Source organism: Paenibacillus sp. J22TS3, from assembly GCF_018403205.1.
GTDB classification, from domain to species: Bacteria; Bacillota; Bacilli; order Paenibacillales; family Paenibacillaceae; genus Fontibacillus; species Fontibacillus tuaregi.
On record NZ_BOSF01000001.1, the window covers coordinates 288,592 to 302,811 of the forward strand.

Genomic DNA, 14,220 nt, shown 5'->3' on the forward strand with positions numbered 1-14,220 from the left:
TCTCCCTCCCTTGATAGCCCAAGTATAGGAAGCGAAAATGAACGCCGTATGAACAACAAATTACAAGAGCGGAAGGGAGACCTTGAAGGTAGTACCTGAACTGCTGCTCTCTACTTCAATTGTCCCTTCATGCAAGGAGACAATCTTCTTCACAATGGACAATCCGAGCCCTGAGCTTCCTGAGGCACGCTCCCGAGCACGGTCTACCCGATAGAATCGGTCAAAGAGATAGGGGAGCTGGTCTTCCGCAATTCCATCCCCCGTGTCCGTAACCCGGACGACACACCGGTCTCCTGTCAGATCAGCTTTGAGATGAATAGACCGGCCTTCCGGGATATATTTGACCGCATTGGATACGAGATTCATCCATACCTGGGATAATAACACCTCATCGCCATTCACTTCTATATCAGCCGGAACCTCAAACTTCAGAGCAATATCCTTCTCCCCAAGCTGCCATTCCATGACTTGAACAACCTGGCGAAGCTGGCTGCGCAAATTGAATTTCTTCTTATGCAGCCCCTCCGAAGCTTGGTCCAAGGAGGACAGCAAAAGGAGCTGCTTGCTCAGGATGGACAGATGCCGGCTCTCCTCGTTGATGATGGAGGCATAATGCTCATATTCCTCTCTCGGAAGGTCCCGATTGAGCAGAGCCTCAGCGAATCCCTGGATGGAGGTAAGCGGTGACTGAATCTCATGGGAGACATTGGCCACAAATTCCTGACGCGCCTGCTCGGCCCGCTCCAGCTCCCGGCTCATCGTGGAGAAATGTTTGGCCAGCTGTCCGATCTCATCGCGCCTTCGCACAGGCAGAACCATATCATAGGAACCTTGAGCTATGCGCTTGGTTGCTTCCGTCAAGCGGGTAATCGGCTTCACCAGATACCTGGTGCTGAGCAGCATTGCCGCTACACTGAAGACCACAGCCAGCCCTCCAATTAGCGCAAAAAAGATTCTCAGTTCCCCGAACTGGAGCACAACATCGGGTCTCATAAATAGAGCATATCTTTCCCCGTTTAAGGTCACAGGAACACCGATGGTGTTTCTCAGGGTATTATCAAAGAACCCCGTAACAAACGGAGTGTTTGGGAAATGCGCCACCCCGTGGTAGATTTGTCCGTTCAACACCATTTGCAGAGATTCCGGAGCCAGGTCCTTCTCCCGGAACGGGCTTCCATAGGAAAGCTCCTGCCCTTGTCTGCTTACAAGCAGCATTTCATAACCCAAATCCGCTGTGCTCCTGAGATAAGCTTTGGCATCAGCCTGGTGGTCTTCAACATAATCCTTCATATTAACAGCGATCTTCACCAGCTTCTCATCATTAAACGGCTTCAGCTTCATATGGTAATAAATATTAGACACGAGAAACCCGGCAAGACTGCTGAAGATGACGGTGGCCAGCGTAATCAGGAACACCCGTGAATAAAGAGATCTCAAGGTGCGCCCACCTCCAGCTTATAACCGATGCCGCGGACGGTCTGGATCGTGAAGTCTTGCTGGTAATCTGTGAAGCGCTGCCTTAGTCTCTTAATATGCACGTCCACTGTCCGCTCATCGCCTTCATAGTCTTCTCCCCAGACCAGCCGGATCAGATCCTCCCTGGAGAACAGTCTTCCAGGATACTGGGCAAGCTGTGCGAGCAGCTCAAACTCCTTCATCGGAAGCAGAATATCTGAACGTCCATCCGACACCTCATAATTCTGGCGGTCTATGACAAGCCGGTTGAGGCGTATCTTGTCACTGGAGGCAACGGAGTACCTTCGGAACAAGGCTTTGATCCGGAACATCAATTCCTTGGGCTCGAACGGCTTGGTCACGTAATCATCAGTTCCCCGCCGGTAGCCCTGCTCCTTATCCGGCAGCTGGTCCTTGGCGGTAAGCAGGATAATAGGAATATCGTACTGGCTGCGGATATGTTCGCAGAGCGTCAGTCCGTCCATGTTAGGCATCATAATATCAATCACCGCCAGGTCAACGGCTTCCTGCTCCAGCTTTGCTTTGGCTTCCAGCCCGTCACCGGCTTGGACGACCCGGTATCCCTCCAGGGTTATCACATGTTGAAGCAGCGTTTGGATATGTTTGTCATCATCTGCGATAAGTATCGTTTTCAAGTCTGTGCCTCTTTTCTGAACAATCTCAACATTTCTGATCCCATTATACACAGTTCCAAATCCTAGTCCGAATCTCACGAACAAATCGTCACAAAATATATCCTCAGGCCTATTCTAAGAATCAATAAATGCGAATATGATAATCGAAGCGCTTACATTTGTCACACAATATTCACATTTCTTTGATGGAGGGATTGACATGGAGACGAAGCCGGACTACAACCGCATATCTGCAAGCCAGAACTTCAAGCAATTAATGTTGAAGAAGAAAAGATTTCTGTTCCCGATGACCCTGTTCTTTCTGGTGTTCTACTTCCTACTTCCTGTGTTGACCTCTTATTCCAAGGTGCTTAACGAACCCGCAATCGGTCCAATCAGCTGGGCCTGGATGTTCGCCTTTGCCCAATTCATCATGACCTGGGCGCTGTGTATGATCTACTCCCGTAAATCCGTGCAATTCGACAAGGCTATTGAAGAGATCAAGCAAGAAGCCGCTGGGAGGAAACAAGCATGAATACTACGGCATTTTCGCTGTTTCTTGGAATTGTTGCCATTACGCTGATCATTACCTATTTTGCCTCCAAAAGGACAAAGAGCACCAGTGAATTCTACACTGGTGGGGGCGGATTAACCGGCTGGCAGAACGGCCTGGCCATCGCGGGGGACTACATGTCTGCCGCCTCATTCCTTGGCATTGCCGGGTCCATTGCCCTTGCCGGCTTCGACGGCTTCTTTTACAGCATCGGCTTTCTTGTGGCCTATCTTGTGGTTCTGTATTTAATTGCGGAGCCGCTGCGGAATTTGGGCAAATATACGATGGCTGACATGATTGCGGCCCGTTTCGACGATAAGAAGATTCGCGGGGTTGCCGCTCTTAATACAATAGCAATATCCACCTTCTACATGATTGCCCAGCTTGTTGGGGCAGGCAGCCTGATCCGGCTGCTGCTCGGCCTGGATGCCGTCACCTCCATTGTGATCGTTGGTGTGCTGATGACCATCTATGTTGTGTTCGGCGGAATGACCGCAACCAGTTGGGTGCAGATCACAAAAGCCGTTCTGCTAATGGCAGGCACGTTCATCATTTCGCTTATCGTGTTTGCCAATTTTAATTTCTCACTTACGGAAATGTTCAACCATTTGAAGACCGCTACCCCGCTCGGCGAGGCATTCCTTAATCCGGGCAACAAGTACAAGGTTCCGCTGGACACACTTTCATTGAATCTCGCGCTTGTGCTAGGAACAGCCGGTCTGCCGCATATCCTGATCCGGTTCTTCACGGTAAAAGACGCCCCAACCGCACGAAGCTCTGTCGTCTATGCCACATGGATCATCGGTATCTTCTATATCATGACCGTGTTCCTTGGATTTGGAGCTGCCGCTTTCGTAGGCGCGGATGCCATAACCGCTCAGGACAAAGGCGGCAATCTCGCCGCACCGCTTCTTGCTCAGGCCTTGGGGGGCGATTTCCTCTTCGCCTTCATTTCTGCAGTGGCTTTTGCAACGATTCTTGCTGTAGTTACCGGCCTTGTCCTCTCGGCCGCTTCGGCGTTTGCCCATGATTTCTATGGCCACATCATCAAGAGAGGAACCGCTACGGAGAAGCAGCAGCTTAAGGCCGCCCGCTGGGCTTCGGTCGGCGTATCCGTGCTGTCGATTATCCTGGCTTTGTTCGCCATGAAACTCAACGTAGCTTTCCTCGTGTCGCTTGCTTTCGCTGTCGCGGCAAGTGCCAATCTGCCGGTGCTGGTCTTCACGATTTTCTGGAAAAGATTCAACACGGCCGGCGCCATCACCGGCATGCTGACCGGGCTTATCAGCGCCCTGCTTCTGGTCGCCATCAGTCCCAGTGTCTGGGACCCGGCTGGCAAGGCGATCTTTACCGGGGAAGCGCTGTTCCCGCTGACGAATCCGGGGATTATCTCAATTCCGCTTGGCTTCATTGGAGCGATCATCGGCACACTGCTCTCTTCTAAAACAGATGTCAAGAAGTACACCGAAGTCATGGTCAAGGCCAATACCGGCATTTGATGACCCTTGCAAAGTTAAACCTAAAAGAACTGGCACGGGTACCAGTCCGCTGCCAGTTCTTTGTTTAGTTTTTCTTAGTTTGCTGTGTTTTCTTAAGTTAGGATCTTTTCTATATTATTTTTTGTTCTATAAATATAGTTGAATTCCATGCAGGACGATGTTTATGGTTGATGCTGATGCTGTAATTGACGATTTGCAGGAATTAGTTAATATCGTCCTACAAACGCAGCTCAATTAACCTAATGAATTTATTACTCCTTCCAAGGCCAGAAGAGCCAAGGGATCTCCACAGTAAGTGGAGTTCCCCTGTCTGCTTTAAGCCTCTACCACCTTTTTTCGCGAAACCCATAACCGCCACCCGGTTAACACCGCGGCAAGCAGGCTTATACCCGCCGCCAGACTGAACACAATGTGCATCCCGGCAAGGAAAATGTCAGGACGGCCGGGGATCAGACTGATCACATGGTGCCCCGCCTTGCTGCTCATCACACCAAACAATGTGGTAGTAGCTACCGTAATGCCCACCACCATCCCGATATTACGGACCAGGGAGTTGATACTTCCAGCGGTCCCCAGCTCAGTCCTAGGAACCTTGGACATGATCAGAGAGTTGTTCGGGGACTGGAACATCCCGTTACCCAGCCCCAGCATCGCGGTCCAGGTCCCGACAAGTGTCAGGGAGCTTCCCTCGTGAAGAGAGGCCATTCCACATAGGGCAATGACAATGACCATCAGGCCTGCGAAAGTGAGCAGTTCCGAACCGATTTTATCCGACAAGGCCCCGCTTAGCGGAGCAACAATGACCATTGTAATCGGGAAGAGCATCAGCAGAAATCCTGCATGATAAGGAGTCAGGTGCAGCACGCTTTGCGTATAGAACGGCGATATAATATTAAAGCAGAAGATGCTTACGAAAGTGAGGAATCCGCAGAAAATACTTAGTGAAAACCAGGAATTCCGGAACAGCGACAGCTGCAGCAGCGGTTCCTTCCTGCGGGCTTCAACCCATATGAATATAAAGAATACAACTGCGGACAGGACAAGACTAATAATGATCCAGGTGTTCCGGTAGCCTACCTGCTGTCCGAGCAGAAGCCCCGCGAACAAGAGGAGCACAAATGCCGCAAACAGAACACTGCCGGGAAGATCCATACTTTTGCGTGAGCGGATTAGATCTCCAGGAAGGACCCGCCATGCGATGGCAATCGCAATCAGGCCGACCGGAATGTTCACCCAGAATATATACTCCCACCCAAGGGAGGAGACAATCACACCCCCGATGCTTGGCCCCGCAATGCTGCCAAGTGACACGAATGTGCCGATTAGGCCCAGCGCACGCCCCCGTTCTTTGGCAGGAAAGATGTCGGTTATAATCCCCATGCTGTTCGCCATCGTAATTGAAGCCCCCAGCGCTTGGATCACCCTTGAGACAATAAGAAATGGCAGACTTGTGCTGAAGCCGCAAAGAGCTGAACCAAGCAGGAATACAAACGTTCCGGCTTTAAATACTTTAATTTTGCCGGCTGAATCGCCAAGCTTACCGAAGAATAATACCGCCGCACAGATCGCCATCAGATAGCTCGTTGCAACCCACTCGGTCTGAGCCATGGCAAGCGAGAGCTTAGCCGAAATCTTCGGCAATGCGATATTGACTATACTGGCGTCCAAAGTGGACATAAAGGTAAATAAATTTACAGCAACGAGAATCAGCCACTTCCTGCTCTGGACCGCTTGATTCTCCTGATAAGTCAACGGAAGATCGTTCATCATTATCACCCCGGATACAATTTCGAAATAGTTGCGCACGCAACAATATGTAAGCAAAAACAGTATATCTCATATTAGTTGCGCGCGCAACAATAATAGGATAAAATTTTAGTGTTATATAAGATGAACTTTAGAATTTACAAATCGCAGCGCCCCTAAAGGATAACCTTCATAAGTTCATTTTATATAACTTCTCCTACCTTAAGTAGGATGCCGACATGGAAGAGGTGTACACATAAAGTGAAACAAGAACCCATTGGGAAGCTCATATCGCAAATTCATAGACATTGTCAGAAAATGTTAAACAAACAGCTTGCACCCTATGGTCTGAGTGGCGGCGGCCAGCACAGTTTTCTAAAAACGATACTCCTTAACCCCGGCATTAACCAAGACCAGCTGACCCAGGATTTGAAGTTTGACAAGGCCACGACCGCCAGGGCTGTTAAGCATCTTGAGGAAACTGGCTACATCGAGAGAATTGTCAATGAACAGGACCGGCGTTCCCTCTCCTTATATCCTACCCCCAAAGCCAAGGAGTTCCTTCCGAAGCTGCAATCGATCCTGGATGAGCATAATGCGATTCTTACACGCAACTTATCGTCCGAGGAGCTGGACCACCTTCTGGCCCTGCTTCATCAGATTAATTTAGACACTGGGGAATAGATTTCCCCCGGCTCTTTGGCTTCCATGACCAATCATGGTATCATGATAGGGAATGAACTAAGGAGGAAATATCTGTTGAATAACATAACCGGTAATGAGCTTCATGAACCCAAGGAAGGCATGGGCAGTGTGGTCGTGTCCATTCTGCTCATGATCATCGCATTTATACTCACTCTGTTCACTCTGCTTATCTTCTCCCGCAACTATGATTCACCAAATACCGTTGGAATTTGGGTGCCAATCGGGATCACCGCTGCTGCCAGTCTGGGAGGACTTATGTTCGGCCGCAATTCCCTGAAGACCGGTGCTGCGCGTGGTCTGTCTGTCTTCAGTACAAGCGTGTCTGCGGTACTGCTGCTCGGCGAGCTTGTTCTTGCAGTACTTCTGCTGGTGAAATAACCAGCCCGAAAATAAGGCAACACAAAAAGATCTGACAAGACCGAGGCTGTGCTTCGAATCTTTCAGATCTTTTTAGTTGTTATATAAAGTTACTTGGAGGATTTCTGATAGATCCACATATCTCCAATCGGCGTGTTAATCTTATACCAGCTTCCCCACATCTTTATCGCGTGTGCTTCACTTAAAGTGATGACCGCCTTTGGTTCCTTTGTATAGGGCTCAGTATATACCTTCGTTTCACCTTTAAGCTGAAGGGTCATATCTACATCGGACGCCTCGCCGGCCGGTGCGGTATCCTCATCTGGAGTCGGCTCGACAATAACTGCTTTCTTGTCATAAAGCCACTTATTCCCCGTTGCGGTCTCAACCTTGTACCAATCGCCTGATTTCGCGACTGCCTTCAATACCTGAGGTTTAATCGTGCCTGCACTGCCAGAGATAAAGTTGTTAGAATTGAACAATGGCTTGTTTTCCGAGATCATAATTTGCTTGTTGAAATCCTCTACTGTCAGCTTGCTCTGATTCTTCTTCAACCATAGTCGATAGCCCTCATCCGCTATCCAAAGACCGATCTTCTTATTCAGCTTCCATTCCGAATCAAATACGGACACCGCAAGATTGGTCTCGCCCTCTTTAATACCGATCTCCGGCGTAAAGGCAGGCCGGCCAAAGGCTGTGATGAACCAATCCGTGTAACCTCCACCCGAAGGGTTAGGTACAGGCTTCACCTGGGAATATCCCGTGATCGCAGAGAACGTATTCGCCAGCTTCTTATCTCTGGCCAAATTGGCGGGCTTTGTATTGAAATTCCAGTACAGGATATGTCCTGCCGTATGATAGGAAACGGCAATTTCGGGATCAATCTCATACGTGAAATTGACCATTTGCTGATTCTCGCGCGTCTGGAGCGGCTTGCTGCCTTTATAATTCATCCAGTGCGGAGCCTTGGCCGGGAACTTGATCGAAGACCAGAGTGCAGGGTACTGACGGTTGAGGTCGATCCCTTGGGCATTGGCCTTCCAGCGTTTGAAGTTCCGGCTGCCGTCATTCATCTTAATCAAATTGGACCAGACCAGCTGCGGAAAGGCCGAAAGCCCAATCTGCTGCAAAGTGACTCCATCTGGATTCACCATAGGCACGAACCATATCGTGGACTCAGACAAAACGGTTCTTACATCATACCCCTCAAACCTGCTTCCGCTCTGATAAGCCTTGGCATACTGCTCGATCATATACATGTTCAGCGTGCTGGTCAGCCACTCTCTAGCATGATGGGAGCCATTAATAAATATGGTGGAATCCCCATTGCCAAGACTTACCGCCCATTGCTCACGCCCATAAGGCGTCTTGCCAATAGACTTGTAGCGGATTATGTCCGGATAATTCTTTGCCAACTCCTTAATATCCTGCGTCATTCTATCATATGTATAGGTTTCTTTGGAATTTACTATATTAGGAGCCGCATGAACCCCTGATATCCCACCAAAAGTAAAGCTCAAGCAAGCAGCACCGATTACAAGCCATTTCTTCATGTTCTGCAAATTCCCCCAAGATGTTATTTGTCTCCTCTCTATATAAAATATCTCATTATATTAACTATTGTCTAGTAAAAAAGACCCTTGCTTGAATTAACAAGAGGGTCCTTGGGTTAATAGTCCTATTACTTTTTATTTAAAGAGTTAATATCAATGAATGGTGTTGCTCCACCTGTCACCTGTGGCATCTGTCCATTCCATTTCTCAATGGCTTTCTCTTGGACCTCAATCTGCTTCAGCTGAACCAGCTCAGGAGTAACCTCCTGCTTCTTCAGTTTAAGTGATTGAGCCTCCGCCTGGGCCTGGGCAATCTTTTGCTTGGCTTCAATCTCCACCCGTTTGAGGTCATTCTCTGCTTTGAGCGCCTGCTGCTGAGCCACCTGCTTGGCTTCGATCGACTGGTTGAAGGCTTCCGAGAATTTGAAATTTACAATATTAATCTCATTCACAACCAGATCATATTTCCCCATCCGTTTCGTTAAATGCTCACTAATTTCACCGGCGACCACATCCCGCTTGGCGATTAAATCTTCCGCCGGATATCTGGCCGTAACCTCCTTCACAATTTCCTGGATAGCCGGATTGATGATCACCTGGTCGAAATTCCCGCCAATGTTATTCATCAGGTTATAAACCGATTCCTTATTCACCGAATAGTTCACCGCCACATGTGTAGATACAGGCTGAAGGTCTTTGGAAGATGCTGTCGTATCCGTTTCGGCTTTGCTGACCTGAACATTAACCTCTATAATGCTCTGTACAAAAGGAATCTTCAAATGAATCCCCGGGGACAGCACATTATCGTTAAGCTTCCCAAACGTCTTGTACAATCCGACATGCCCATAAGTCACGGTTGCATAAGAATTCAATCCCACAATCACGGCGGCAATAGCAATCACAATCGCTGCGGCGCCAACCCGCAAGTTCCCTATTCTTTTCTTCGGTGCTGGTTCTGTTTTCATACAACGTCCCTCCCAAATGAATATCCCCACGCCTAAATTAAGCGTCTTGAATCTTAATACGCGAGACCCGCTCGAATGGTGGCAAAAGTTGGTTTGCAATACGGCTTCTTATTGCTGAAAAAGCCCCTATGGAACCTATCTGCATGCACAAAAAAGGCTCCTTTGGCAGGAGCCTTTCCAAGCTATAGCTATATTTTGGCCAACCACGCACGGTCATGTCTCCAGGTAACTTCCACAGGCATCTCGAAGAATGAAGTCAAACTCTCATTCTCAAGCACTTCCTTCGTATTCCCGGCGGCGAACACTTCGCCTCTGCGTATCAGCAGGGTCTTGCTGAAGATCGGCAGAATCTCCTCCGTATGATGCGTTACATAGAGCAGGTGAGGCGCGTCCGGCTGCATGGACAGCTCTTCAATGCTGGACAGCAGGCCTTCCTTAGAGATAAAGTCCAGCCCGTTCGCAGCCTCATCCAGGATCAGCAGTTTAGGTGATCCCATCAGCGCCCGGGCAATCAGCAGCTTCTGCTTCTCCCCTTGCGAACAGGTCTGATAAGAACGCCCCAGCAGGTGTGGACAGCGGAGCTGATGCATCAGTTGTTCAGCGCGATCATAATCCTCGGATGTCGGTTTCTCATATAATCCGATGGATGCAAATTTACCGCTCACCACCAAATCCTCGGCTTTCTCATTCCCGTAGAGCTTCTCCTGAAGCGATGAGCTCACCCAGCCGATCGAGCGGCGCAGCTCCCTGACATCCACCTCGCCAAATTTGTGGCCAAGCACACAGATTTCCCCGCTGGTAGGCCATAAATAACCGTTCAGCATGTTCAGAATCGTTGTTTTGCCCGAACCGTTAAGGCCAAGCAGCGCCCAGTTCTCTCCTTGGGCTACATTCCAGTTAATATCGTTTAGCAGAACCTTGCCATCTCTTCTCCAAGAGACATGTTTCATTTCAATGATCGACTGCATCAAATCATCCTCCCCGCCCTTATCTTTGATCTGTTCTGTCTGTAATTTTCGTTATAGTACACCCTAAACCGCAGGCCAGAACTTGTCAATACACTCAGAATCTCCTTTTCCATGAAATGGCTACACCCATCTACTCTGATCAGTTAAAATAATAGGATCAATCTACATAAGTTAAGATTCAATCCAGGAGGTACTATCGTGATTACTAAACAGCAATGGATGGAGATCGAGCAATTAGAGCGGATCTGCAACAAGCTGGAGAACATTCAGTTGAAGCTAAACTGGGATATGCTCCGGACCCGTAAACCAGACCAACAAGACGATTATATCGCCATCCGGGATGAAAGAATCGTGGGGTTCCTAGGCCTGTACCATTTTGGCAAAAAAATGGAGGTCTGCGGCATGGTGCATCCCGAATATCGACGGCAGGGCATCTTCACCTCCCTTCTGGGGCAGGCGCTGCCACAAGCAAAGCGGATGCAGTACCATGAAATTTTGCTAAATGCGCCGGCCAATTCCGCCTCAGCCAAAGGATTTCTCAGTTCCCTCCAGGTCGAGTATTCCTTCTCGGAATACCAGATGACTTACTACAGGCAAAGCATGGAAGCTCAGAAAGCTGCTCATCCTGAGAATGAGCCAGCCATCCTGCGCCAAGCCAGACCAGCAGACCGAGCAGATCTGACCGCTCTGGATGTCAAGTGCTTCGATTATTCCGAGTTCGCCGCCCAGCAGTATTATGAAGCGACCATAAACGAGCCAGACTCGGTTACCTATATCATTGAGTCCAGCGGATCGACAGCAGGCAAAGTTAGACTGGTCTTTGAGGATACGGTGAGCTGGATCTATGGCTTCGCTATCTATCCTAAATTTCGCGGCCAGGGCATTGGCCGATATATACTGACCAGGCTGATAGCCCAGGAGACGGCAGCTGGCCGGGATCTACGGCTAGAAGTTGCTCTGAACAATCCGAGAGCTATGAAGCTGTATGAATCGGTTGGATTTATCCCAACCGGAGTGCAAGACTATTACCTGTACCCTCCGGCAAATTATATAAAATGATCTTTAGAATATACTGATCTCAGCTTCGATCCCGAATGATTCTGAAGAAGCGGAGCGTCCGCCTTTGTCTCCGAAATGCTCCACCGATACCTAGTTCAAGCATTTCGGAGACAACAGTGGTCGTAAGAACACTCGGCATCGCAGCACTCGAATAGGATAACTTTCATAAATTCATTTTATATAGAATGGAATTCGTCAAGTTCTGGCATCGAATGAATGAAATGAGGTACAATAAAGTCTAAATGAATTTTAGCTGAAGGATGGAGCATGTTATATGTATATTGCAAAAGACTGGCAAGACTACGAAGTCATTGACACCGGCAATGGTGAGAAGCTGGAGCGCTGGGGCGACATTATTCTTCGCCGTCCGGACCCACAGATTATCTGGCCGATCCAAAAGGAAGACAACCAGTGGAGAGATGTTCACGGACACTACCATCGCAGTTCCTCCGGCGGCGGCGAATGGGAAATGAAGAAGCCCTTGCCTGAGCGCTGGACGATTTCCTATGATAAATTGAAATTTCATATCAAACCGACCAATTTCAAGCATACCGGTCTCTTCCCTGAGCAGGCAGCGAACTGGAGATGGATGATGGACAAAATCGCGGGAGCGGGCCGTCCTATCAGCGTGCTGAACCTGTTCGCCTACACCGGTGGAGCCAGCGTGGCTGCAGCATCCGCCGGAGCTTCCGTCGTTCATGTAGACGCGGCAAAGGGTATGGTTCAATGGGCGAAGGAGAACCTTCAGCTGTCCGGTCTGGGAGACCGTCCGGTCAGATTCATCACCGATGATGTGTTTAAATTCGTACAGCGTGAACAGCGCCGCGGCAATAAATATGATGCAATTATCATGGACCCTCCATCTTACGGAAGAGGGCCTGGCGGGGAAATGTGGAAGCTGGAAACAAGCCTGTATCCGTTCCTGGAATCCTGTATGTCTATTTTGTCGGACAAGCCTCTGTTTCTGTTAATCAACTCTTATACAACAGGGATCTCTCCAACGGTGCTTAACAATATGCTGTCCATGACCATGAAGACAAGATTCGGTGGACGCATCTCCTCCGGAGAACTGGGATTGCCAATCACCCGTTCTGGGCTGCACCTGCCGTGCGGCATTCTTGGACGATGGGAGGAGTAGTTCCCCATGCCATTTCAAGAGGACATATCCTCGGATCAACGGGGAAACTCCGGCATTCCCATCCTGTACGAGGATAACCACCTGCTGGGCATCGTGAAGCCGGTCAATATGCTGTCACAGGAGGATGCTTCCGGCGACCCGGATCTTCTTACAGTGCTTAAAGCAGATTTGAAGGAGCGTTACCAGAAGCCAGGCAATGTCTACCTCGGGCTGGTTCACCGGCTTGACCGCCCGGTTGGTGGAGCCATGATCTTCGCCAAAACTTCCAAGGCTGCATCACGGCTGTCAGAGGCTGTCCGCAGCCGGTCTTTCTCCAAGATCTATCTGGCGGTCGCCCACGGAGTGCCCACCCGTTCCACCGGCCGTCTGGAGGATCTTCTTCTTAAAGACGAACGCACGAACACGGTGAAGGTTGTGCCTCGTGGTACACCGGGGGGTAAACAAGCTATTCTGGATTATAGAGTGCTGGGTGAACCGGTGAACGGACTAAGTCTGATCCAGGTTGAGCTTTTAACTGGAAGGTCCCACCAGATCCGTGTACAGCTAAGCCACCTGGGATGCCCGCTGTATGGGGATCAGAAATATGGGGCCCAGCTGAATAAGCCTGGCCAACAGATTGCCCTTTGGTCAGCCCATGTCGGGTTCCCGCATCCGGTAACGAAGGAGCACGTCTCCCTTTTATCCTTACCACCGCAGGAGCATCCGTGGAGCAGCTGGCCGCGGACTCTGTATGAACAAGCTTTGCGGTCATTCTAACCCTGTGTGTGGAGGGGCGGACAGACCCTATTAAAACTGAACAGAGCTTTTTAGCGATTGTTACACCGGAGCTAATCGGGAAAAACCCTCATTTTAACACAATTAAAAATAGAGCTTAGGTCCTTGGACTTAAGCTCTTTCTTTACCCAGTACCGTATCGCTGGAGGAAGTAATTTTGCCAAGCAGGAAGATCAGCAGCTGCTGATTGTGGGATGAAATCTGGTCAAGCACCGAGGTCAGGAAATCATTCCGTATCTGAACTCCACGTCTTGTCTCTTCCCGCCCTTTCTCGGTAATGGAAATCCAGACGATCCGCCGGTCTTCCAAGTCTCTCTCCCTGGTAATCAACCCGGCCTTCTCCATCCGGTCAAGCAGCATGGTCACAGCTGCAGGTGTTGTGGCAAGATAAGGAATCAAGTCGGAAGGCTTCATCTTCCTCTGCTCTTCAAGCAGTTCCAGTACCGAAAGCTGTGATTCAGTAAGAGAAGGCGACAGCTCGGACTCCATATGAGTCTGATAGTTCTTGCTTAACTTGGCCCACAGCCGGGCGAAATCCTGTGTATACATTAAATCCCCCCGTAATATTGGTAACGGTCGCTCTTGTTATACTTCATCAGATAAACTTTCGCCGTCCGCAGCGATTTTCCTCCCAAGTCTAACCAATTTCTTTTACATGTTAATCATTCGTTCAACTTAGATAACAGAAAAAAGGCATTTCCAAGTAATTTGGAAATGCCCCCATCTATATAAAATGAACTTATGAAGATTACCCTTTTCAGGCGCTGCGATGCCAAATGTTCTTACGACCACGGTGGTCTCCGAAATCCTTGA

At 49.3% G+C, this 14,220-nt stretch carries 14 protein-coding genes; 7 read left to right on the top strand and 7 right to left on the bottom strand.

Annotated features, from left to right (window positions below; genetic code table 11):
- Positions 1-60: 60 nt before the first annotated feature.
- The gene (locus tag KJS63_RS01315; protein ID WP_213617627.1) at positions 61-1,437 is read right to left on the bottom strand and encodes a sensor histidine kinase; all 1,377 of its coding nucleotides are present in this window, start codon (positions 1,435-1,437) and stop codon (positions 61-63) included.
- Positions 1,434-2,111, bottom strand: a complete 678-nt coding sequence (locus KJS63_RS01320; RefSeq protein WP_213617628.1) for a response regulator transcription factor — start codon at positions 2,109-2,111, stop codon at positions 1,434-1,436. The genes KJS63_RS01315 and KJS63_RS01320 overlap by 4 nt, the downstream gene beginning before the upstream one ends.
- Positions 2,112-2,310: 199 nt before the next feature.
- Between KJS63_RS01320 and KJS63_RS01325 the strand changes: the two genes are divergently transcribed.
- Complete coding sequence (locus tag KJS63_RS01325) at positions 2,311-2,625, top strand: DUF485 domain-containing protein (RefSeq protein WP_068617317.1); 315 nt, start codon at positions 2,311-2,313, stop codon at positions 2,623-2,625.
- On the top strand, positions 2,622-4,142 hold the full coding sequence (locus tag KJS63_RS01330; RefSeq protein ID WP_213617629.1) for a solute symporter family protein: 1,521 nt from the start codon (positions 2,622-2,624) through the stop codon (positions 4,140-4,142). The genes KJS63_RS01325 and KJS63_RS01330 overlap by 4 nt, the downstream gene beginning before the upstream one ends.
- A gap of 315 nt (positions 4,143-4,457) precedes the next feature.
- Here KJS63_RS01330 and KJS63_RS01335 read toward each other — a convergent pair whose 3' ends face one another.
- Positions 4,458-5,909 carry an MFS transporter gene (locus tag KJS63_RS01335; RefSeq protein ID WP_213618294.1) on the bottom strand — a complete coding sequence of 484 codons (1,452 nt, stop codon included), beginning with the start codon at positions 5,907-5,909 and terminating at the stop codon, positions 4,458-4,460.
- Positions 5,910-6,149: 240 nt separating this feature from the next.
- On the opposite strand from KJS63_RS01335, the gene KJS63_RS01340 reads away from it, so the two are divergent.
- Positions 6,150-6,572 (top strand): MarR family winged helix-turn-helix transcriptional regulator, encoded by a 423-nt coding sequence (locus tag KJS63_RS01340; RefSeq protein ID WP_213617630.1) that lies wholly within the window; start codon positions 6,150-6,152, stop codon positions 6,570-6,572.
- A gap of 75 nt (positions 6,573-6,647) precedes the next feature.
- Positions 6,648-6,971 carry a hypothetical protein gene (locus KJS63_RS01345; RefSeq protein WP_213617631.1) on the top strand — a complete coding sequence of 108 codons (324 nt, stop codon included), beginning with the start codon at positions 6,648-6,650 and terminating at the stop codon, positions 6,969-6,971.
- Between the two features lie 89 nt (positions 6,972-7,060).
- Here KJS63_RS01345 and KJS63_RS01350 read toward each other — a convergent pair whose 3' ends face one another.
- The 3 genes from KJS63_RS01350 to KJS63_RS01360 form a co-directional block, all read right to left on the bottom strand.
- On the bottom strand, positions 7,061-8,503 hold the full coding sequence (locus KJS63_RS01350; RefSeq protein ID WP_213617632.1) for a M14 family zinc carboxypeptidase: 1,443 nt from the start codon (positions 8,501-8,503) through the stop codon (positions 7,061-7,063).
- Between the two features lie 128 nt (positions 8,504-8,631).
- A complete protein-coding gene (locus tag KJS63_RS01355; RefSeq protein ID WP_213617633.1) occupies positions 8,632-9,468 on the bottom strand; it encodes a prohibitin family protein in 837 nt (278 codons plus the stop codon).
- A 188-nt stretch (positions 9,469-9,656) separates the two neighbouring features.
- Complete coding sequence (locus KJS63_RS01360; RefSeq protein ID WP_213617634.1) at positions 9,657-10,436, bottom strand: ABC transporter ATP-binding protein; 780 nt, start codon at positions 10,434-10,436, stop codon at positions 9,657-9,659.
- A 198-nt stretch (positions 10,437-10,634) separates the two neighbouring features.
- On the opposite strand from KJS63_RS01360, the gene KJS63_RS01365 reads away from it, so the two are divergent.
- The 3 genes from KJS63_RS01365 to KJS63_RS01375 all read left to right on the top strand — a co-directional run bounded on the left by KJS63_RS01365 (position 10,635) and on the right by KJS63_RS01375 (position 13,389).
- Positions 10,635-11,495, top strand: coding sequence for a GNAT family N-acetyltransferase (locus KJS63_RS01365; protein ID WP_213617635.1), 861 nt, complete (start codon positions 10,635-10,637; stop codon positions 11,493-11,495).
- A gap of 274 nt (positions 11,496-11,769) precedes the next feature.
- The gene (locus KJS63_RS01370; protein WP_213617636.1) at positions 11,770-12,633 is read left to right on the top strand and encodes a class I SAM-dependent methyltransferase; all 864 of its coding nucleotides are present in this window, start codon (positions 11,770-11,772) and stop codon (positions 12,631-12,633) included.
- 6 nt (positions 12,634-12,639) lie between these two features.
- Complete coding sequence (locus KJS63_RS01375) at positions 12,640-13,389, top strand: RluA family pseudouridine synthase (protein WP_213617637.1); 750 nt, start codon at positions 12,640-12,642, stop codon at positions 13,387-13,389.
- A gap of 129 nt (positions 13,390-13,518) precedes the next feature.
- On the opposite strand, the gene KJS63_RS01380 is transcribed toward KJS63_RS01375, so the two are convergent.
- Positions 13,519-13,956, bottom strand: a complete 438-nt coding sequence (locus KJS63_RS01380; protein ID WP_068617284.1) for a MarR family winged helix-turn-helix transcriptional regulator — start codon at positions 13,954-13,956, stop codon at positions 13,519-13,521.
- Between the last annotated feature and the right edge of the window lie 264 nt (positions 13,957-14,220).

Excerpts from the sequence above, each read along its gene's own strand:
- KJS63_RS01355 (WP_213617633.1), bottom strand. The coding sequence starts at position 9,468 with ATGAAAACAGAACCAGCACCGAAGAAAAGAATAGGGAACTTGCGGGTT.
- KJS63_RS01335 (WP_213618294.1), bottom strand. The coding sequence starts at position 5,909 with ATGAACGATCTTCCGTTGACTTATCAGGAGAATCAAGCGGTCCAGAGC.
- KJS63_RS01360 (WP_213617634.1), bottom strand. The coding sequence starts at position 10,436 with ATGCAGTCGATCATTGAAATGAAACATGTCTCTTGGAGAAGAGATGGC.
- KJS63_RS01325 (WP_068617317.1), top strand. The coding sequence starts at position 2,311 with ATGGAGACGAAGCCGGACTACAACCGCATATCTGCAAGCCAGAACTTC.
- KJS63_RS01370 (WP_213617636.1), top strand. The coding sequence starts at position 11,770 with ATGTATATTGCAAAAGACTGGCAAGACTACGAAGTCATTGACACCGGC.
- KJS63_RS01330 (WP_213617629.1), top strand. The coding sequence starts at position 2,622 with ATGAATACTACGGCATTTTCGCTGTTTCTTGGAATTGTTGCCATTACG.
- KJS63_RS01380 (WP_068617284.1), bottom strand. The coding sequence starts at position 13,956 with ATGTATACACAGGATTTCGCCCGGCTGTGGGCCAAGTTAAGCAAGAAC.
- KJS63_RS01375 (WP_213617637.1), top strand. The coding sequence starts at position 12,640 with ATGCCATTTCAAGAGGACATATCCTCGGATCAACGGGGAAACTCCGGC.
- KJS63_RS01350 (WP_213617632.1), bottom strand. The coding sequence starts at position 8,503 with ATGAAGAAATGGCTTGTAATCGGTGCTGCTTGCTTGAGCTTTACTTTT.